The organism is Sandarakinorhabdus glacialis, from assembly GCF_014643455.1.
Taxonomy (GTDB): Bacteria; Pseudomonadota; Alphaproteobacteria; order Sphingomonadales; family Sphingomonadaceae; genus Sandarakinorhabdus; species Sandarakinorhabdus glacialis.
Window position 1 is genome coordinate 18,375 of sequence record NZ_BMJM01000003.1, and the last position, 19,399, is coordinate 37,773.

15 protein-coding genes are annotated in these 19,399 nt (G+C 67.0%); 5 read left to right on the plus strand and 10 right to left on the minus strand.

What is annotated here, in order from left to right:
• Positions 1 to 76 precede the first annotated feature (76 nt).
• Complete coding sequence (locus IEW98_RS16905) at positions 77 to 2,272, minus strand: flagellin N-terminal helical domain-containing protein (RefSeq protein WP_188761844.1); 2,196 nt, start codon at positions 2,270 to 2,272, stop codon at positions 77 to 79.
• 104 nt (positions 2,273 to 2,376) lie between these two features.
• Between IEW98_RS16905 and IEW98_RS05000 the strand changes: the two genes are divergently transcribed.
• Positions 2,377 to 3,084, plus strand: a complete 708-nt coding sequence (locus tag IEW98_RS05000) for an RluA family pseudouridine synthase (RefSeq protein WP_371870751.1) — start codon at positions 2,377 to 2,379, stop codon at positions 3,082 to 3,084.
• A 65-nt stretch (positions 3,085 to 3,149) separates the two neighbouring features.
• The gene (locus IEW98_RS05005; protein WP_188761845.1) at positions 3,150 to 4,874 is read left to right on the plus strand and encodes an ATP-binding protein; all 1,725 of its coding nucleotides are present in this window, start codon (positions 3,150 to 3,152) and stop codon (positions 4,872 to 4,874) included.
• Between the two features lie 79 nt (positions 4,875 to 4,953).
• On the opposite strand, the gene IEW98_RS05010 is transcribed toward IEW98_RS05005, so the two are convergent.
• From IEW98_RS05010 to IEW98_RS05020, 3 genes are read right to left on the minus strand one after another with little or no spacing between them, the layout of a single operon-like run.
• A complete protein-coding gene (locus IEW98_RS05010; RefSeq protein ID WP_188761846.1) occupies positions 4,954 to 5,778 on the minus strand; it encodes a MurR/RpiR family transcriptional regulator in 825 nt (274 codons plus the stop codon).
• Between the two features lie 44 nt (positions 5,779 to 5,822).
• The gene (locus tag IEW98_RS05015) at positions 5,823 to 7,919 is read right to left on the minus strand and encodes an acylase (protein ID WP_188761847.1); all 2,097 of its coding nucleotides are present in this window, start codon (positions 7,917 to 7,919) and stop codon (positions 5,823 to 5,825) included.
• Entirely contained in the window at positions 7,919 to 9,220 is a 1,302-nt protein-coding gene (locus IEW98_RS05020; RefSeq protein ID WP_188761848.1) for a Xaa-Pro dipeptidase, read from the minus strand. The genes IEW98_RS05015 and IEW98_RS05020 overlap by 1 nt, the downstream gene beginning before the upstream one ends.
• A 127-nt stretch (positions 9,221 to 9,347) precedes the next feature.
• Here IEW98_RS05020 and IEW98_RS05025 point away from each other — a divergent pair, with 127 nt between their 5' ends.
• Positions 9,348 to 10,001 carry a response regulator transcription factor gene (locus tag IEW98_RS05025; protein ID WP_188761849.1) on the plus strand — a complete coding sequence of 218 codons (654 nt, stop codon included), beginning with the start codon at positions 9,348 to 9,350 and terminating at the stop codon, positions 9,999 to 10,001.
• Between the two features lie 79 nt (positions 10,002 to 10,080).
• On the opposite strand, the gene IEW98_RS05030 is transcribed toward IEW98_RS05025, so the two are convergent.
• From IEW98_RS05030 to otsB, 5 genes are all read right to left on the minus strand, one after another.
• Positions 10,081 to 11,127 (minus strand): glycosyltransferase family 4 protein, encoded by a 1,047-nt coding sequence (locus IEW98_RS05030; RefSeq protein WP_188761850.1) that lies wholly within the window; start codon positions 11,125 to 11,127, stop codon positions 10,081 to 10,083.
• Entirely contained in the window at positions 11,127 to 12,032 is a 906-nt protein-coding gene (locus tag IEW98_RS05035; protein ID WP_188761851.1) for a UDP-2,3-diacylglucosamine diphosphatase, read from the minus strand. Before IEW98_RS05035 ends, IEW98_RS05030 begins: the two co-directional genes overlap by 1 nt.
• A gap of 60 nt (positions 12,033 to 12,092) precedes the next feature.
• Positions 12,093 to 13,481 (minus strand): alpha,alpha-trehalose-phosphate synthase (UDP-forming), encoded by a 1,389-nt coding sequence (locus tag IEW98_RS05040; RefSeq protein WP_188761852.1) that lies wholly within the window; start codon positions 13,479 to 13,481, stop codon positions 12,093 to 12,095.
• A 25-nt stretch (positions 13,482 to 13,506) separates the two neighbouring features.
• Positions 13,507 to 15,276 carry a glycoside hydrolase family 15 protein gene (locus IEW98_RS05045; protein WP_243450585.1) on the minus strand — a complete coding sequence of 590 codons (1,770 nt, stop codon included), beginning with the start codon at positions 15,274 to 15,276 and terminating at the stop codon, positions 13,507 to 13,509.
• An 80-nt stretch (positions 15,277 to 15,356) separates the two neighbouring features.
• Entirely contained in the window at positions 15,357 to 16,178 is an 822-nt protein-coding gene (gene otsB, locus IEW98_RS05050; protein WP_207792513.1) for a trehalose-phosphatase, read from the minus strand.
• 126 nt (positions 16,179 to 16,304) lie between these two features.
• Between otsB and IEW98_RS05055 the strand changes: the two genes are divergently transcribed.
• Positions 16,305 to 17,438 (plus strand): LysR family transcriptional regulator, encoded by a 1,134-nt coding sequence (locus IEW98_RS05055; RefSeq protein WP_188761854.1) that lies wholly within the window; start codon positions 16,305 to 16,307, stop codon positions 17,436 to 17,438.
• Positions 17,439 to 17,453: 15 nt separating this feature from the next.
• Here the strand turns inward: IEW98_RS05055 and IEW98_RS05060 are convergent, their stop codons facing one another.
• On the minus strand, positions 17,454 to 17,858 hold the full coding sequence (locus tag IEW98_RS05060; protein WP_188761855.1) for a host attachment family protein: 405 nt from the start codon (positions 17,856 to 17,858) through the stop codon (positions 17,454 to 17,456).
• Positions 17,859 to 17,923: 65 nt separating this feature from the next.
• Here IEW98_RS05060 and IEW98_RS05065 point away from each other — a divergent pair, with 65 nt between their 5' ends.
• On the plus strand, positions 17,924 to 19,396 hold the full coding sequence (locus IEW98_RS05065; protein WP_243450560.1) for an FAD-binding oxidoreductase: 1,473 nt from the start codon (positions 17,924 to 17,926) through the stop codon (positions 19,394 to 19,396).
• Positions 19,397 to 19,399 lie beyond the last annotated feature (3 nt).

Genomic DNA, 19,399 nt, shown 5'->3' on the forward strand with positions numbered 1-19,399 from the left:
CTGCGCGCGGCGGGATGGCAAGCGAAGGGCGGCGCCGTTGCCGGAACCGCCCCCTGCCCGCTCGCCGTGTCGAGACTTACCGCAGCAGCTGAAGGACCTGTTGTTGCGACTGGTTGGCCTGCGCCAGCATCGCCTGTGCCGCCTGGCTGAGGACTTGCGACTTGGCGAGGTTGGTGGTTTCGGCCGAGAAATCGGCATCGACGATGCGCGATCGCGACGAAACGAGGTTGACGCTGTTCGACGAGAGGTTGTTGACCGTCGCCTCGAGCCGGTTCTGGACGGCACCGAGGTTGGCGCGATCGAGGTTGATGGTGTTCAGCGCCTGGTCGATCGCGTCGAGGGCGGCGACGGCGCCTTCCTGGGTGCCGAGATCGATGTCGGCGACCTTCAGCCCGCCGTCGTCGGAGCCGTATTTGTTTTGCTCGAAGCCCAGTTTGGCGAAGTTGGAGGCGGTGCCGAAGCCGAGCGTGCCGGCCTCGATGTTGATGCCTTTCGACGATGCCAGCGAGACCGTCGCATAGGCGGTCTGGACGGTGTCGGCGGTAAAGACGGCCGGGTCGGCAAGGCCCTGGACGGTATAGGCGGTGTTGGTGCCGCGGACGGTGACGCTGCCGAGGCCGAAGTTGGCGGCGGCGGCTTCGTCGCTGTCGAAGGCGACGGCGATGTTGCGGCCGTCGGCGGCGGTGAGCGAAAGACCGCCCTTGCCGCTGTCGGAGGCGACCACACCGGTCAGGCCGCTGAACTTGTTGATTTCACGCGCGACGTTTTCGCGCGTGGCCTGGGCGGTGTCGGTGCTGTCGAGAGTGATGTCGATCTGGACGCCGTTGATCGCCAGCGTGGCGGTCGCGGTCGCAGCGATGACCGTCGTCGGTGCGGCACCGTCGAGGGTGAGGCTGTTGGCCTTTGCCGTGACGAAGGTCTCGGCGCTCGAGGCGTTGATCGCCGCCGCGATGGCGATGGCGGAGGCGGCTTTCTTGCTCGACAGGGCGCTGTCGTCGGAGAAGGTGTCGTCGGCGGCGGTGGCACCGCGGATCGCGATGTTGTTGATCCGCAGGTCGCCGGTGTTGAGGGTCATGGCCCCGGCAGCATTGGCGGCGATGGCGCGGCTGTCAGTGGTGACTCCCGAAATGCCGCGTTCATAGGTGCCGACCTGGAGGCCGGAGCGCGCGATGCGGCCGGCACTGGTCGAGCTGATCTCGATCGGGTTGCCGTTGTTCGAGACGAGGTTGAAGCTGCCCGATTGCGCGCCGGTCTTGAGGCCGGTGGCGGCCTGGGTCAGGGCGCCGGTATCGAAGCTGACGATAACGTTGCGGCCGTCGGCGGCTTCGAGGCGGATGCCGGCGAGGTCGTCGCCGGTATCGATGGCGCGGACGCCGGTCTGCCCGGAGATGGCGTTGATGGCATCCGAGAGCAGGGTGCGGTTGGCGGCGGCGCTGGTGGTGGTGGTGACCGAGACGGTGGCCTTGCCGTTGATGGTGACGGTGCCGGTAAGCGCGGCGGCGGTCATCGCCGAGCCGGTCATCACGGTCTTGCCGACGACGGCGGAAACGCCGGTCTGGGCGCTGGCACGGTTGATGGCGGCGACCTTCGATAGCGCCGAGGCGGCCTTTTCACCCGAGGACAGATTGTCGTCGTCGGAGGACGAGGCGCCTATGTTGAAATTGTTGATGAGCAGGTCGGAGGCGATGAGCGACTGGTTGGCCGACAGGTTGGTGCTGGTGGCTTCGAAGGCACCGCTGGCCGACAGCGCGGCGGTGGCGCCGGTGCCGAGATCGGCAGCGCGCGACGAGCCGATGTCGAACTTGACGGTTTCGCCGGCGCGGCTGCCGGTTTGCAGCAGGACGTTCTTGGCCGAGCCGTCGAGCAGCTTGATGCCGTTGAAGTTGGTGCGCGCGCCGATCGAGTCGATTTCGCCGGTGAGCTGCTTGACTTCGGCCTGGAGGTTTTTGCGATCGTCGTTGGTGACGGTGCCGGTGCTGGCCTGGACGGCGAGTTCGCGCATCCGCTGCAGCATGTTGGTGACTTCGCCCATGGCGCTTTCGGCGGTCTGCGCCATGCTCATGCCGTCGTTGGCGTTGCGGATGGCGACGGCGAGGCCGCGGACATCGGCGGTCATCCGCTGGGAGATGGCGAGGCCGGCGGCGTCGTCCTTGGCGGAATTGATGCGCTGGCCGGTCGACAGGCGCTCCATTGCCATGGCAAGGCCCATCTGCGAGGTGCGCTGGCCGGCTTGGGCCGTCAGTGCCGAAATATTGGTATTGATCACCGTCATGTCTGATACTCCCGGTTCGGTTCCCCGGCTGCCGTAAATCACGGGGCGCCGTGAGCCAGATATCGGCGGGGCGGCGGATTGCTTTACTTTTGCGCTATTGAAGGATGACTGCGATTTCGGACGAGACCTTTCCCCTGCTGCTGCACGGCATGCCGTTCGCGATCCTGCACCGGGATACGCATGTGGTGATCATCGACAAGCCGGCGGGCATGGCGGTGCACCCGGGGCCGAAGACGCCGGACAGCCTGGAGGATTATTTGCCCGACCTGGCGTTCGGCAACCAGCGGTTGCCGGTGATGGCGCACCGGCTCGACCGGGATACGTCGGGGTGTTTGATCATCTCCCGGCATCCGAAATCGATCAAGCGGGTGTCGACGCTGTTCGAGGCGGGCAAGGTCAAGAAGCTGTACTGGGCGGTGCTCGATGGGCTGCCGGAGGAGGATAGCGGGACGGTGGATGCGCCGTTGTTGAAGATCTCGAGCGCCGAGGAAGGCTGGCGGATGATCATCGACAAGCGGGGCAAGCGCGCGGTGACACATTGGGAGGTCATCGACCGGGCGGCGAAGCTGGTGGCGTTTCGGCCGGAGACGGGGCGGACGCACCAGCTGCGGGTTCATGCGGCGGCGCTGGGGTTCCCGATTTTGGGCGATCCTGTCTATGGCAAGGGCCAGGGGCCGATGCGGTTGCACGCGCGGGGGATCACCCTGCCGTATGACGAGGCGGCGCCGCTGGTGATTACGGCGGCATTGCCCAAGGATTGGCCGTCGCAGGCGCTGTTCTCGCCGGCGAACGGGACGGCGTTGCCGATCTGACCGCCGAAAGTTTCCGAGTGTGGCTCAAAGGCACTTGTCTTGGGTGGCATAAGGCGCGAGTCTGAATGGCCGTTCATGTTGGGGCGAACGCGGACTGGAAGACAGGGGGCTTTGTGCAACAGGCACTGGTGATCGGGCGGGTGTCGGACGTGGCATCGGGCGGGGCTGTGGTCCGGCTGGATGCGGCGGTACTCGAGCGGCTGCGCAGCGATACCGACAGTGCGCTGGCGTTGGCGGGTGCGGTCGGCGGCCAGGTCAAGATCCGGTCGGGGGCGACATGGTTGCTGGGGACGATCCAGGCGACGCGGAGCGATGCCGGCGGCGAAGTGCTGGCCGAGATCGACCTGATCGGCGAGAGTAAAGCGGCAGCGGACGGCACTTTAGTCGATTTCCGGCGCGGCATAACGGGATACCCGCGCAGCGGCGACGCAGTGTGGGCTGTGGGGCATGACGATTTGGCGGCGCTGTTTGGGGCGAGCAACCAGCCGCACATCGATGTGGGAACCGTCTATCCGACGCCGGATATTCGCGCGACGCTGCTGATCGACCAGATGCTCGGCAAGCATTTTGCCGTGGTGGGTTCGACCGGATCGGGCAAGTCGACAGCGACGGCGCTGATCCTGCACCGGATTATCGAAATGGCGCCGCACGGGCATATCCTGGTGCTCGATCCGCACGGCGAATACGCCAGCGCGTTTGCCAGCAACGGCAGCAATTTCAGCGTCGACAACCTCGATTTGCCGTACTGGTTGATGAACTTCGAGGAGCATTGCGAGGTCTTCATCACCAGCGACGGGGTGGAGCGCGAGCTCGACAAGGCGATCCTGGCGCGGAGCCTGATCGAGGCGCGGGCGAAAAGCATGATCGCCGACCGGTTTCCGAGCATGACCGTCGACAGCCCGGTGCCATACATGCTCGGCGACCTGCTGGGGGCGCTGATCGGGCATATGGGCAAGCTCGAGCATGGCAGCGAAGTGGCGCGCTATGTCCGGCTGAAGAACCGCATCGAGGAGATTTTGCGCGATTCGCGCTACAGCTTCATGTTCAAGCGCGAGTTGAGCAGCGACAGCATGAAGGGCTTCCTCGGGCGCATCCTGCGGATGCCCGGCGACGGCAAGCCGATCTCGGTGGTCGATCTTTCGGGGGTGCCGACCGATATCGTTGCCGTGGTGGTGGCGCTGTTGTCGCGCATCGTTGCCGATTACGCGATGTGGGCGCGCAGCGAGCGGCAGCGGCCGATCCTGCTGGTTTGCGAGGAAGCGCACCGATATCTGCCCTCGGAGCGCGTGGCGACCGGGTCGGCAGTGCGCAAGGTGCTCGAGCGGATTGCCAAGGAGGGGCGCAAATACGGGGTGTCGCTGGCATTGATCACGCAGCGGCCTTCGGATCTGGCGGAAGGGGCGCTGTCGCAGTGCGGGACGATCATCGCGATGCGGCTCAATAACGAGCGCGACCAGTCTTGCGTGCGGAATGCGATGCCGGAAGGTGGGCGGGGGTTCCTGGATTCGATACCGGCGCTGCGGCGGGGTGAGTGTTTGATCTGCGGCGAGGGCGTGACGGTGCCGATGCGGGTGCTGATCGATGCGCCCGAGGCGCACAAGCGGCCGCATTCGGGGGATCCTTCGTTTGCGGCTTTGTGGTCGCAGGCCGGCGGGGAAGATGCGATGCTGGATCGGGTGATCTATCGGTGGCGGACACAGTCGGAGCGGCCGCAGGAGAATGTCGTGGTGGTGGCGCCGGAGACGTTTTCGCGGTTGCTGTTGCGGCCTGTGGCTAGTGGGGAAGATTAGGGGTTTTCGGCGCAGGGGACCACCCCCACCCGCTCGCTGAAGAGCGAGTCGCCTCCCCCCTTGAGGGGGAGGACAAGAGTTAGCGTTGGAAGCCGATGAAGTCCTGGTAATTGCTCGATAGTTGTTCGAGACGGGCGTGGACTTTTTCGGCGCCGATGTGGCGGACGACGTCGTCGACGAGGAGGTTGAGCAGCGAGGCGAGCGCAGTGTTCATGTCCCAGAAGTGCCCGAGGCTGACTTCGGCGGCGAGGATGTGGGGGGTGAGGTCGCGGGCCCAGGGGCAATAGGGGTCGGTGACGACGATGACGTCGAGGCCCTGGACGCGGCCGCGTTCGGCGAGCAGGCGGAAGTGGCGGGAATAGCGGCGCAGGTCGACGAGGACGAGGGCATCACCGGAACTGCATTCTAGCAGCTCGGCGTAGAGTCCGGTGCGCCGGTCGAGCTCGCTGACGCCGGGGCGGACATAGCCGAGGTGGTGCGCGAAGCCGGCGGCGAGGCCTTGTTCGGTCTGGAAACCGGCGACATGGACGGTGCGGGCTGTTGCCAGGAGGTTGGTGATCGCTGCCCATTCTGGCGTTTCGGCGAGGCGGTAGACGTTGGCGATGGCGGCGGTTTCGGCCTTTAGGCGGGCGTCGGGACCCGAGGCCGTGTCGGTGAGCGGGCGCAGCCAGGGGGCGTCGTTGTCGCGAAGGTCATCTTTCAGCGCCGACAGCCGTGCGTAGCCGATGGTCTTGAGGAAGCGGCCGACGGTCATTGCCGAGACGCCAACGCGCTGCCCGATCGAGCTGGCGGTCTCGAAGGGGACCGACGCCATGTTGTCGAGCAGCCAGCCAGCGATCATGCGTTCGGAGACGGTGAAGTCGTCGTAGCGGGCGCGGAGCTGCTCGGTGATCTTGTCGGTCATGATAGCGCGTTAACATGGACGGCGCGCGCTAACACGACAAGAGTTCAGGGGCGGTCGGTTGGCCCGGTGTCGGAGCGCAGGTCGGCGGGGTCGAAGTGGACAGGCTTCCATTGCTCGCGGACGAAGAACGGGGACTGGTCGGCATAATGCGGCGAGAGCGTGCGGGTGGTGGCGGCGCCGAACTGGTGGATGCTGCGCGACACGACCGGGCCGCCGCGTGGCCATTCGACCAGCATGATGAAGCCGTCGCCGTTGTTGGCGACGCGGCGGCCGTCGGGCGCGGTTTCGCCGATGATGGCGCGGACCGCGTCGGGGCCGCCGTAAACCGGCAGGTCGAGGTCGCCGCGGCGCAGGCGCTGGAAATCGCCGAGCGGAACGTCGAGGGCGCCGAAATCGCGGGTCATGGTGTCGACGGCTTCGCGGAGCGCCGTCGCGGGGTCGGCGAGCGGGATGTCGAGATAGGCGGTGCGCGCGGCGGGGGCGAAGGCGATGGTGACGAAAGTGTCAGCGGCGCCCTTGCCGTCGAGGGTCCAGTCCCAGCCGGCGAGGAGCTTTTGCGCGGCGGCGAGATCGGGGGATTTGCCGGTGTCGACGGCCATCAGCTGGCGGTACCATTTTCCGGCCCAGCCGGTTTTGTCATAGCCCTTGTCGAACTTGATGCGGAGCAGGTCGGCGCGCGAGATGGGTTTGTCGCCCATTGCGGCGAATAGCGACTGGTAGCGTAGCGCGCGATTGGTGACGAAGGTCTCGACCCCGAGTTCGGGGGCGAAATCCGCCGGCGATTGGGCGTCGGCGGGGGCGGTGCTGAGGAACGGATGATTGTTGCTGTTAGCGACCCAGCCCGAGGCGGGATCGATGGTGGCGGGATAGGCCGAGAACGGCAGGTAGGATTTCCAGAGGGTTTTGGAGGTGTCGCCGGGGAGGACGCCTTTCCAGTCGAAACCGGGCGCGCGAACCGGGAAGCGGGCGTTGTAGAACATGCCGATATGACCTTGCGCGTCGGCGTAGATAAAATTGGTGCCGCTGATCGCCTGCATCGCCATGACATTGCGCCATTCGGTGCAATCGCGCGCCTTGGTCAGGCGGTAATATTGCTCGACCTGGCGGACGTCGTCGAGCCCGGCGTAGCGGATGGCGAAGGCACCTAGATCGTTCTTGATGACCGGACCATGGACCGAGCGGTAGAGGGTGCGTGGGATCGGCAGCGTCAATGGCCCGAACTTGACGCGGAGCCAGACGCGGCGGGTTTCGAGCGGGCGCCATTGGCCGTCGAAGCGGTAGTTCTTGCCGCTGGCGTCGAGGACGAGCTTGTAGGTGTCGATCAGGTCGGGACGGTTGACGGTGTTGGTCCAGCCGAGAGTCTTGTTGTGGCCGAGCAGCGGATAGGGAGCGCCCGGGAACAGTGCGCCGGCAAAATCCCAGCCTTCCTCCGAATGGACGACGACTTCCCACCAGCTGACGCCGCCGGTCCAGGGTTGGTGCGAATTGACGATGAGGCGGGTGGCGCCGTCGTTCGAGCGGCGGCCGGCGATGGCGAAGCCGTTCGAGCCGCGCTCGTCGGCGGGGCCGGCATCGCGCGGCGGCAGCCTGCCTTCGACAAGGGCGGCAAGCGGCTTGTCGAGGCCGAAGAAGAACGGCGAGCGCAGCATGAAGCCGGCGACGATGTCCTTGCCGTTGATCGGGAACAGCGCGCGCAGGCGGAGCTCGCCGGGGTGCTTGGCGGCGTATTCGTTGAGGCCCTGGGCATAGGCTTCGACAAGGGCGCGGGTGGCGGGTGACAACAGGCCGTAGTGGCGGGCCGCGGTTTCGTTGGCGCCGAGGAAGGCCGAGGCGAAATCGGCCTTGGCGCCGGATTCGCCGTGAATGGCGCCGCCGCGGCCACGGACGGCGGCGACGACATCCTCGATGTTGCTGAAATCATCCTCGGCATGGGCGATGGCGAGGCCATAGGCGACATCGGCGTCGGTCTTGCCGAAGATATGGGGCACGCCGAATTCGTCGCGGACGATGCTGACGTCGCGCTCCGGAGCCGGATCGCGGGCCGAGCCGTGCGCGGTGAGGTTGTCCCAGCTGGCCAGGCCGACGAAGATCGCGGCGAAGACGCCGAGGACGATCAGCAGCGGCGACAACCAGCGCGGCATCAGCGCGTGCCCCCGGCGATGCTCCGGGCGTCCTTATGGACGACGCCGCCCTTGATGACGACCGCGACGGTCTGCAGCGCGGCGATGTTGGTGAGTGGGTCGCCGGCGACGGCGATGATGTCGGCGTAGCGGCCCGGCGCGATGGCGCCGACGTCTGCCGTGCGGCCCAGGGCTTCGCCGGCGTTGACGGTGGCGGCCTGGATGGCCTGCATCGGGGTCATGCCCCATTCGGTCATCTTGGCGAATTGCAGTGCGTTGGTGCCGTGCGGATAGACGCCGGCATCGCTGCCGAACACGTGGCGGACACCGGCCTTGACCGAGCGCTGGAAGGTCTGGCGCTGCTTGAGGCCGATCTGGCGTTCCTTTTCGAGGCTTTCGGCAAAGACGCCGTTTTTCGCGCCTTCGGCGAGGATGTAGTCGTCGTCGTAGATGTCCATCGAAAACCAGGCGCCGTTTTTCTTGGCGAGTGCGAAGCTTTCGTCGTCGGCGAGGCTGGCGTGCTCGATGGTGTCGGCCCCTGCCCTCAAAGCTGCGTTGATGCCGGCGGTGCCGTGCGCATGGACGGCGACCTTGAGCCCAAGCATATGGGCTTCGGCGACGAGCGCGTCCATTTCGGCCTGGCTGTATTGCTGGGCGCCGACGGTGGTGGTTTTCGAGAAAACTCCGCCGGTCCCGCAGAATTTTATGACCTCGGCACCCATCTTGCGCAGCTGGCGGACCTTGGCGCGGATGGCGTCGGGGCCATCGGCAACGCCTGGCGTGTCGACATGGATCTCGGGCTGGAATTCGGTGGCGTCGCAGTGGCCGCCGGTGGCGCCGATCGCGTAGGTGGCGGGGACTATGCGCGGGCCGGGGACGTAGCCGCCCTCGATGGCCTGCTTGAGGCCGATGTCGTCGAGACCGCCCGAGCCGAGGTTGCGGACGGTGGTGAAGCCGGCGTCGAGGGTGCGTTTGGCGAACGCGGTGCTGATGACGCTGCTGAAACTGCGCGCGTATTCGAGGCCGCGATAGCCGCCGATGGTGGGGTCGCCCGAGAGATGGACGTGCATGTCGATGAGGCCGGGGAGCAGGGTGAGGCCGGGGAGATCGATGCGGCGCGCGCCGGCGGGGATGGCGGTGCTGGCGGCGGGGCCGGCGGCGGTGATGCGGCCGTCGACGGCGATGACGACCGGGTCGGCGATGACCCGGCCGGCGACGACATCGATCATGCGAGCGCCGGTGATGGCGATGGTTTCGGCGGTTGCAGGGATGGCGGAGCAGAGGGCCAGTGCGGCGATGGACGGTCTGAAGATCTTGCGCATGGAGCCCCCGGTTTGACGGCTGCACGCTAGGCGAGCGATGCCGGCGCTGCAACCATAGTGCAATAAACCTGCATCCGCAGCGGCGGCCGTGTCGTAGCTGTCCCTAACTTTGGGGAGTGGACTTGCGATGGGTTATATTGCTGCAAATGCTGAAGATAATACGACCGGACTGCGCCTGTTGATCGGCGATACGTCGCCGTTGGTGGCGGCCGGGCTGGCGGCGATGCTGACCGCGCGCGGTCATGTCGTGGTGGCGAACGTCGGCAATGGCGCGGATGCGGCGGCAGCGATCGCCGGTGGCGACATCGACGTGGCGCTGCTCGACCTGGGGCTGTCTGATCCGACGCCGATGGCGATCATGGGATCGATGCGCGGCAGGCGGGCGGTGCGCGTCGTGGTGATGGCGCAGGACGGCGAGCACGCGGGGCTGGTCGATGCGATCGAAGCCGGTGTCGATGGCATCGTGCTCAAGTCGCAGGGACCGGCAACGCTCGATATGTGCCTGGCGACGGTGGCGGCGGGCGGGCCGTGGCATGACCGGCGGGCGCTGGCGGCGGCGTTCGAGCGGCGGCGGTCGGCGGGGGCGGCGTTGCAGCTGACGCGGCGCGAGCGGGATGTGGCCAGGTTGGTGGCGACGGGGCAGCGGAATAGGATCATTGCCGGGGCGCTGGGGATTTCGGAGGGGACGGTGAAGATGCACCTGCATAACGTCTATGCGAAGATGGGGGTGGAGAGTCGGACGCAGTTGGCGATGGATGCGCGGGTAAAAGCGCTGGATTAGGGTTGGTTTGGGGTTGGTTTGAGCGGCAGAGTCACCCACCCCCGACCCCTCCCTTGAAGAAGGGAGGGGGGAGAAAAGACTAGGCGGCCAGGGGGATGTCGACTTCGGCGAGGGCGGAGAGGAACTGGTCGCAGGAGCGGTCCCAGCTGTAGGTGGCGCCGTGATGGGCGGCGGCGGTGCGGTCGGCGGTGAGGGCTTTCGCCATGGCGGCGGACAGGTTTTCGTCGACGCCGCCGATGCATTGGCCGGGGCGGAAGCCGTCAGCGTCGGGGCCGAGGATGTCGAGGGGGCCGGGGACGGGGTAGCCGGCGACGGGGGTGCCGCTGGCCAGGGCTTCGATGATCACGAGGCCGAAGGTGTCGGTGCGGCTGGGGAAGACGGCGATGTCGGCGGCGGCGTAGGTCGAGGCGAGTGCTTCGCCGTGGAGGCTGCCGAGGAAATGCGCCTCGGGATAGCGGGCGCGGAGGTCGTCGAGGGCGGGGCCGTCGCCGACGAGGACCTTGCTGCCGGGCCAGTCGGCAGCGAGGAAGGCCTCGATGTTCTTTTCGGGGGCGACGCGGCCGACGTGGAGGGCGATCGGTTTCGGAAGTTCGGCGAATAGCGGGTGCGGGGCGCGGTCGGGGGTGAACAGCTTGAGGTCGACGCCCCGGGTCCAGGGGCGGGTGCGGTGGAGGCCGTGTTCGGCGAGTTCGGCGGCGAGGCGCGGCGTCGCGACGAGGATATGCTGGGCGGGGCGGTGGAAGCGTTCGAGCAGGCGCCAGAACAATGACGGCGAAAGCCCGGTACGCGCGGCGGCATAATCCGGAAAGCGCGTGTGGAAGCTGGTGGTGAAGGGCACGCCGCGGCGGATGCACCAGCCGCGGGCGAGCCAGCCAAGCGGGCCCTCGGTGGCGATGTGGACGGCGTCGGGGTCGAAGCCCGCGATGACGTTGGCGATGGTGCGGCGGGTGGTGAGCGCGAGGCGGATCTCGGGGTAGCTCGGCATGGCGACCGAGCGGAAGCGATCGGGCGTGATGGTCTGAATGCGGTGGCCGCGCGCGGTGGCGAGGTCGACGATGGTCGAGAGGGTGCGGACAACGCCGTTGACCTGCGGGCTCCACGCGTCGGAGACGAGGGTGATGCGCATCAGGCGGGGCTTGCGATGAGTGCGGGCTGGGCGAGCTTGCGGAGCGCGGCGGTGCGGGCGGCCCAGTCGATGATCTCCATGCGACCGTCGGCGTGCTCGACGAGCGCCGTGCAGCTTTCGACCCAGTCGCCGTCGTTCATGTAGATGATGCCGCCGATCTCGCGGATTTCGGCGGAGTGGATATGGCCGCAGATGACGCCGTCGACGCCGCGTTCGCGGGCGGCATGGGCGACGACTTCCTCGAAGCGCGAGATGAAGGCGACGGCGTTCTTGACACGGTGTTTTATATAGGCCGACAGCGACCAGTACGGCAGGCCGAACTGGCGGCGGCAGGCGTTGAACCAGACGTTCATGCGCAGCAGCACGGAATATCCCATGTCGCCGGCGAAGGCGAGCCAGCGGGCATAGAGGACGACGCCGTCGAACTCGTCGCCGTGGAGGACGAGGAGGCGCTTGCCGTCGGCGGTGACGTGGATCGCCTCGGGCATGATCTCGACGCCGCCGAATGCGAGGCCGGTGTAATCGCGCAGGGCCTCGTCGTGGTTGCCGGGGATATAGACGACGCGGGTGCCCTTGTTCGCCAGCTTGAGGATGCGGCGGATGACGTCATTGTGGCGGGCGGGCCAGTACCAGCCGCGCTTGAGGCGCCAGCCGTCGATGATGTCTCCGACCAGGTAGAGCGTCTCGGGCTTGATCGAGTGGAGAAAGTCGTGGAGCAGCTCGGCGTTGCAGCCGGCGGTGCCGAGGTGGGTGTCGCTGATCCAGACGGTGCGGAACTTGAGCTTGCCGCGCGGGGTCAGGTCGTCGTCATCCTCCCAGTGGCGTTTGCCGGCGTGCGGCGGCGGTAGCGGTCGATCGGCTTCGAATACGGGTTCGTCGAATGCGACCAGTGGTAGACTTGCCATGGACTTGCCCTCCGCCTGCGTATGGCCAGCCCTCTACATGTTGTGCGTGACAATATAGCGTCAGTCGATCCGCTCCGGCACCGCTTCGAGCGCCTCGACGAAATCGGTGCGCCATTTGACGACATCGTCGTTGACCACGCCGTCGATCATCGCCTCCCAGCGGCGCTTGCGTTCGGGAAGCGGCATGTCGAGGCCCTGCTTGATGGCGTCGGCGATTTCCTCCTGGCTATAGGGGTTGATGAGCAGCGCGTCGGTCAGTTGCAGCGAGGCGCCGGCGAAGCGCGACAGGATGAGGACGCCGGGGTTGGCGGGGTCCTGCGCCGCGACATATTCCTTGGCGACGAGATTCATGCCGTCGCGCAAAGGCGTGACGAGGCCGATGCGCGCGGTGCGGTAGATGGCGGCGAGCTCGTGGCGGGGGTAGCCGCGGTTGACGTAACGGATCGGCACCCAGTCGAATTCGGCATAGGCGCCGTTGATGCGACCCGACAACGTGTCGAGTTTCGAGCGGATTTCCTGGTACGAGCCGATGTCGCCGCGGGTCGGCGGGGCGACCTGGAGGAGGAACACTTCCTCGCTGCGTTCGGGGTTGTCGGCGAGGAAGCGTTCATAGCCGAGGAAGCGTTCCTCGAGGCCCTTGGAATAGTCGAGCCGGTCGACGCCGACGATCATCTGGCGGCCGTTGATGCTTTCGGCCATGCGCTTGCGGATGACGAGCGCCTCGGGGCTGTCGGCAGCTTCCATGAAGGATTGCGCGTCGATGCCGATCGGGAAGGCGCCGGTCGCAATGGTCTTGCCGAAGGCGGTGATGGAGCCCCCCTCCCCTTCGACGGCGTCGGTTTCGCGAAGCAGATGGTCGCGGAATGATTCGCGCCACTCGGTCGTCTGGAAGCCGACGAGGTCATAGTCGAACAGGGTTTCGACGAGCGCTTCGTGGCGCGGCAGGGTGGCGAGCAGGCGTGACGGCGGCCAGGGAATGTGGAGGAAGAAGCCGATGCGGTTGGTGACGCCCCGCTTGCGAAGTTCGCCCGCAAGCGGAATCAGGTGGTAGTCATGGACCCAGATGATGTCGTCGGGCTCGATGATCGGCACGAGGGTGTCGGCGAAGCGCTGATTGACGCGGGCGTAGCCGGCATCGAAGTTGCGGTCGTATTCCGTCAGGTCGATGCGGTAGTGAAACAGCGGCCACAGCGTCTTGTTGGCATAGCCGTTGTAATATTCCTCGACGTCCTGTTCCTCGAGGTCGATCGTCGCCGTGGTGATGCCGCCGGTGCGCTGCATGTCGATATGGCCGGTGAATTCGAGGGTGCGCTCGCCGCTCCAGCCGAACCAGATGCCGCCATATTCGCGCAGGGCTTCGGCAAGGGCGACCGACAGCCCGCCCTGCCCGCCGGCGGGCTGGTTGGTGGGAGCGGTGACGCGGTTGGAGACGACGATGAGCCGGCTCACAATTCGATACTCCATCGGACAACAATCATCGCACGGCGCTCCAGGGTTTGGACAGGAGGACGGCGCAGTTGATGAGGCCGGTGAGCGAATAGGTTTGCGGGAAATTGCCCCACGGCGCGCCGGTCTCGAAATCGGAGTCTTCCGAGAGAAGGCCGGAGTGGGTGAGCCGGGTCAGTGCGGTTTCGAACAGCGCGCGGGCCTCGTCGGAGCGGCCCACGAGGTGGAGCGCCTCGATCAGCCAGAAGGTGCAGAAGTTGAAGGCGGTCTCCGGGGCACCGAAATCATCGGGCTCGCCGTAGCGGAGCATGGCGTTGCCGCGGCGCAGCGTGCGTTCGACGGCGGCGAAGGTGGCGAGAAAGCGCGGGTCGTCGGGGGCGAGGAAGCGCAGCTCGACCATCTGGAGCAGGCTGGCGTCGATGTCCGAGCCACCGAGCGAGGCGGCGTAATGCCCGAGGTCGGCGTTCCAGGCGCGAGTTTCGATTTCCTCGCGGATGACGGCGGCGCGGGCGCGCCAGTGATCGGCGCTGTCGGGCAGGCCGAGGCGCTGGGCGGCGTAGCAAAGCCGGTCGCAGGCGGCCCAGCACATGAGGACCGAATAGGTGTGGACGCTGGCGCGCGTGCGGAATTCCCACAGGCCGGCATCGGGCTGGTTGCGCATCGCAAAGGCGCGGTCGCCGACTTTTTCGAGGGCGTGGAAGTCGGCGATGTCGGCGGGGCGGAGCAGCCGGTCGTCGTAGAAAGCCTGGACGTTCGACAGGACGATCTGGCCATAGACGTCGTGCTGGAGGTGCTCGGCGGCCTGGTTGCCGATGCGGACGGGGCCCATGCCGCGATAGCCCGGCAGGCCGGGGGCGAAGCGTTCGGGCAAGGATGCTTCGAGGCCGACGCCGTAGAGCGGCTGGACATGGCCGCCGCCCGTCGCGTCGACGATGTTCCGCAAATAGCCGAGGTAGTTTTCGAGGACGTCGAGTGCGCCGAGCCGGTTCAAGGCCTGGACGGTGTAATAGGCGTCGCGCAGCCAGCAGTAGCGATAGTCCCAGGTGCGGACGGTGTTCGGTGCCTCCGGGATCGAGGTGGTCAGCGCAGCGACGATGGCGCCGGTTTCCTCATGGGTGCAGAGGCGCAGCGCGATGGCGGCGCGGATGACGACCGATTGCCATTCGACGGGAGTGGCAAGGCCGCGCGCCCAGTCCTGCCATTCGGCGAGGGTTTCGTCGTGCATCGAGCGCGCCTGCGCCTGGATGTCGCCGGTGAAGGGCTCGTCGGGGCCGAGGAAGAAGGCCAGCGATTTTTCGAGGCGGAACCAGCGTTCGTCATGGACATGGCCGACCGGCGCATCGGTCGTCAGGCGCATCGGCTGGCCGTCGACAAGGTAGCGGATATGGTTCGATCCCGAGGTGCGCTGCGGGGCCTGCTTCGTCCAGTTTACCGTCGGGCGCAGGCGGACGCGGATGCGCGGCGCGCCGGACAATGGTCGGATGATGCGGCAGAAGGCGGTCGGGCGATAAGTGCGGCCGTGGCGGTGATAGCGCGGCGCGAAATCGGTGATCTCGACCTGGGCGCCCGAAGTGTCGGTGAGGACGGTGCGCAGGATGGCGGTGTTGCGGCGATAGGATTGTTCGGCGACGGCAAAATTCTCGATGTCGATGGCCCAGAGGCCGAAGGCGTCGGGGCTGTCGGGGTCGGTGCCGCCGAGCAGCGCCGAGAAAAACGGTTCGCCATCGACGCGCGGCAGGCAGCCCCAGACGAAGCGGCCCTCGCGGTCGACGAGGGCGGTGACGGCGCAATTGCCGATCGGCGCGAGATCGAGATTGCCCCAAGGTTGGGGGGAACTTTCGGGGGCCCTTTCGGGCGCGGCGGCGGGGGTGCTGGAGGTCAAGCGGCGGGCTCCAATGCGGTGAGCCAGGCTTGGACCGCGTCGACGTTGGCGAGGCGGTAGCGGGCGGCGGTGGGGCGCGGTTGGCCGACGAGGATGCCGAAGCCGCCGTGCACGGCCGCCGCCTCGAAGGCGACTTCGTCGGTCAGGTCGTCGCCGACGAAGATCGGCCGCGCGCCGGCAAACGGTGCTTCGGCCATGAAGGCGGTGAGCGCGCTAGCCTTGTCGGGGCCTTTTTCGCGAATTTCGAGGACCATGCTGCCGGCCTGGAGCAAAAGGTCGTGGCGACCGGCAATGGCGCCGATAGCGTCCTCGGCGAAGGTCCGCAGTTCCGGCGCGCCGCGATAGTGGAGCGCGATGCTGAGCCCCTTGTCCTCCATCTGCAGGCGCGGGCGGGAAGTGACCAGTGCCTCGACCTCGGGGCGGGCGGCGGCCATTCCGGTGGTCGGCGCGGTGCGGGTCCAGACGCCCTTGGCATCGCGGCGTTCGAGGCCATGGATGCCGGCAACAGCGATGCCGTCGATCGATAACAGGCTGTTGATGACGGCGACGCTGCGGCCGCTGACGATCGCCATGCGGCCGCTGAGTGCGGTACGGGCCCGCATCACGCAGCGGCGCATCTGGATACCGACGACGACCTGGTCGGGACGCGGGCGGATGACCGTCAGGGTGCCGTCGAAATCGAGGAACAGCGCATCGCCGGCGACGTCGATCGGCGGCGGCACGGCAAGTTCGCGGACTGGCGGCGGGGCTGGCTCGGGTGCCTGGGCGCTGGGGAGCATGGTGACCGGAGAGCCGGCAAGGTCTTGTTCGGGTTGCAAAGTAATTCCGCCGTCGATGCCACGTGCGAGCCAGCACGCCCCTGCGTAACGACTGAATGCTGCGCCGGGTCCATAGGCACCTCCGTTGCCGCGACGAAACGAAGGCGCTGTGGGACGGGACGACGTGTGCGGACCGCCGCCGCCAGCCCGAAGGTGGCGTTTGACCATTACCGCCACCGGCACGACACCGTCCGCCGAGCGTCTGGGGGGCGCCAATTGATCGAATCGCGGCGGCTGCGGCAGTTTCTTGCGGTGTACGAGCTTGGCAGCATCGGCCAGGCCGCCGAACGCTTGCTGCTGACCCAGCCGGCGCTGTCGAAAAGTCTGCGCGGGCTCGAGGACGAACTCGGCGTGCGGCTGTTCGACCGGACGCCGCAGGGGGTATTGCCGACCGGCTATGGCGAATTGCTGGCGGGGCATGCGCGGATCATCGAGGCGCAGTTGCGGCAGGCCGAGGCCGCCATCGGCGCGATGCGCGGCAAGGCGCAGGGCCATGTGGTGGCGGGGATTGCGCCGAGCGTGGCGGCCAAGCTGATGCCGCTGGCGACGATCGCGCTGCGGCAACGGCATCCAGGGATCGAGCTATCGGTGATCGAGGGACTGGCCGAGGATTTGCTGCCGCAACTGCGCGATGGTCAGGTGGATGTCGCGATCGGGGCGTGGGCGACGGAGACTCGGGTGCCCGGTGCAGGATTCACGGCGGAAATGATCGTCGTCGACGCGCTCGAGGCCTTCGTGCGCGAAAGTCACCCGCTGGTCGACGCGGCGCGGCCGATCGCGCTGGAGACCCTGCTCGATTGCCAATGGGCGCTGCCGCCGGAGTCGCAGGCCTGGCGCCAGATCTTCGACGGGCTGTTCACCGAGCGCGGGCTGGTGCCGCCGCGGCCGAGCGTGGTGAGCACGTCGGCGGGGTATCTGAAGTCCTTGATGCTGCAGGGGGATTACCTGAGCTTCCTGCCGTCGCAGCTAATCACGCCGGAAACCGATGGATTGGTGCCGTTGCCGATCGATGCGCCGCGGATGCACCCGGATATCAGCATGATCTTTCAGGACGGGCGCTGGAGAAGGCGCCGGTGGCCGCGCTGGTCGAGGTGCTGCGCGAGGTTGGGCGGGAGCTTGCGGCGGCGCGCGGGGGGTAAGGTCCGAGGGCGCGCGGCAGGAGCCGATGTCTTCGTCATGCCGAACTTGTTTCAGCACCCATCGTGCGCCTGGAAAATCGGGCCCGGCGGCGGGGTGGATGCTGAAACGCGTTCAGCATGACCGACTCCTTGTTGTTTACGCTTTCGCCAGTGCCGCAGTGATGTCGGCGACGCTGTGGCCGGTCAGGTCCTTTGAGATTTCGCCGACGAGCTTGGCTTCGAGGGCCTTGTGCCAGTGCTTGCGCAGTTCGCCGAGGGTGCGCGGAGCGGCGATAACGATAAGGGCGTCGAACTTGTTGTCGAGCGCCTGGGCGTTGAGCATGGCGGCGGTGGCGGCGGCGAAACTGTCTTCCTCGGACTGGGATTCGTCGGGGTTAGCTGCGCTGCTCAGGTGGCGACTGCCGGCGCTGTAGTTCTCGCCGCTGGGGGTTTCGGTTTCGACCGCGGTCAGGCTCGGCTCGGCCTCGGTGCCGGTGTTGCGATAAAGGTTGAGTTTCTCGCCATCGGCGACGGCGATGAGGGCAGCGTGAGCGATGAGCATGGTAAGTTCCTGTGCTTGAATAGGCCCGTGATGAACGCCGGGGGTTGGGATGCGTTGCGCCGGTGGTGGACATCGCCGGCCGGAGGGTGGTCAATGGCGGCATGCAGAGCGACTCGATATTGGTGCGCGAAAGCCGGTCGGAAGCAGCCGGCACGGCGGGGGTGATTGCGGCGCTGGCGGCGCGGTTCGGTGATCGGATGACGACGGCGGCTGCGGTGCGCGAGGCGCATGGGCGCGGCGAGGGACTGCGTGATTTGTTTGCACCCAGCGCGGTGGTGTGGCCGGGGTCGAGTGCCGAAGTCGGGGAGATACTGGCGCTGTGCAATGCGGCGCTGGTGCCCGTGATACCGTTCGGGACGGGGACGTCGCTCGAGGGGCAGTTGCAGGCGCTGAATGGCGGGATCTCGGTCGACTTGTCGCGGATGGACCGGGTGATCGAGGTCAATGCCGGCGACATGGATTGCCGGGTCGAGGCGGGGGTGACGCGCGAGGCTTTGAACCATGCGATTCGGGATGCGGGGCTGTTCTTTCCGCTCGATCCGGGGGCGAATGCGTCGCTCGGCGGCATGGCGTCAACGCGGGCGAGCGGGACGAATGCCGTGCGCTATGGAACGATGCGCGAGGTGACTTTGGGACTGACGGTGGTGACGCCGCAGGGGAGGGTCATCCGTACGGGTGGCCGGGCGCGGAAATCGGCGGCGGGATATGATCTGACGCGGCTGTATATCGGCAGCGAGGGGACGCTGGGGATCATCACCGAGCTGCAGTTGCGGCTGTTCGGGATACCCGAGACGATCTCGGCGGCGAGCGTGCAGTTCGCGAGCCTGGGCGCCGCGGTCGAGGCGGTGATGGCGGTGATGCAGATGGGCATTTCGGTAGCGCGGATCGAGCTGCTCGATGCGGTGCAAATGCGGGCGTGCATCGCCTGGTCGAAGCTGTCGGGTTATGCCGAGGCGCCGACGTTGTTCATCGAGTTTCACGGCAGCCCGGCGGCGGTGGCGGAGCAGATCGAACAGGTGCGCGGGGTGACCGATGCGTTCGGCGGCAGCGCGTTTGCCTTTGCCCATGCTACCGAGGATCGCAACCGGATGTGGCGGGCGCGGCACGATGCGTACCATGCGGCGCGCGGGCTGGCGCCGGGCAAGGACAGTTTCACAACCGATGCCTGCGTGCCGATTTCGCGGCTGGCCGAGTGTATCGCCGAGAGCCATGCCGAGGCGGAGTCGCTGGGGCTGACGGCGCCGATCGTCGGGCATGTCGGGGACGGCAATTTTCACATGCTGGTGCTGTTCGACCCGGCGGACGCGGATGAGCGGCGGCGAGCGGACCGGTTGGCGACGAGCGTTTCGGAGCGCGCCATCCGGATGGGCGGGACGTGTACGGGCGAGCATGGCATCGGGGTGCATAAACTCGAAGCAATGGTGTTGGAGCATGGCGCGGGCGCGGTGGCGGTGATGCAGGCGGTGAAGGCGGCGCTCGATCCGAATGGCATCATGAACCCGGGCAAGACGGTTCCCAGCACGGTGTTTCCGCTTTAAAAG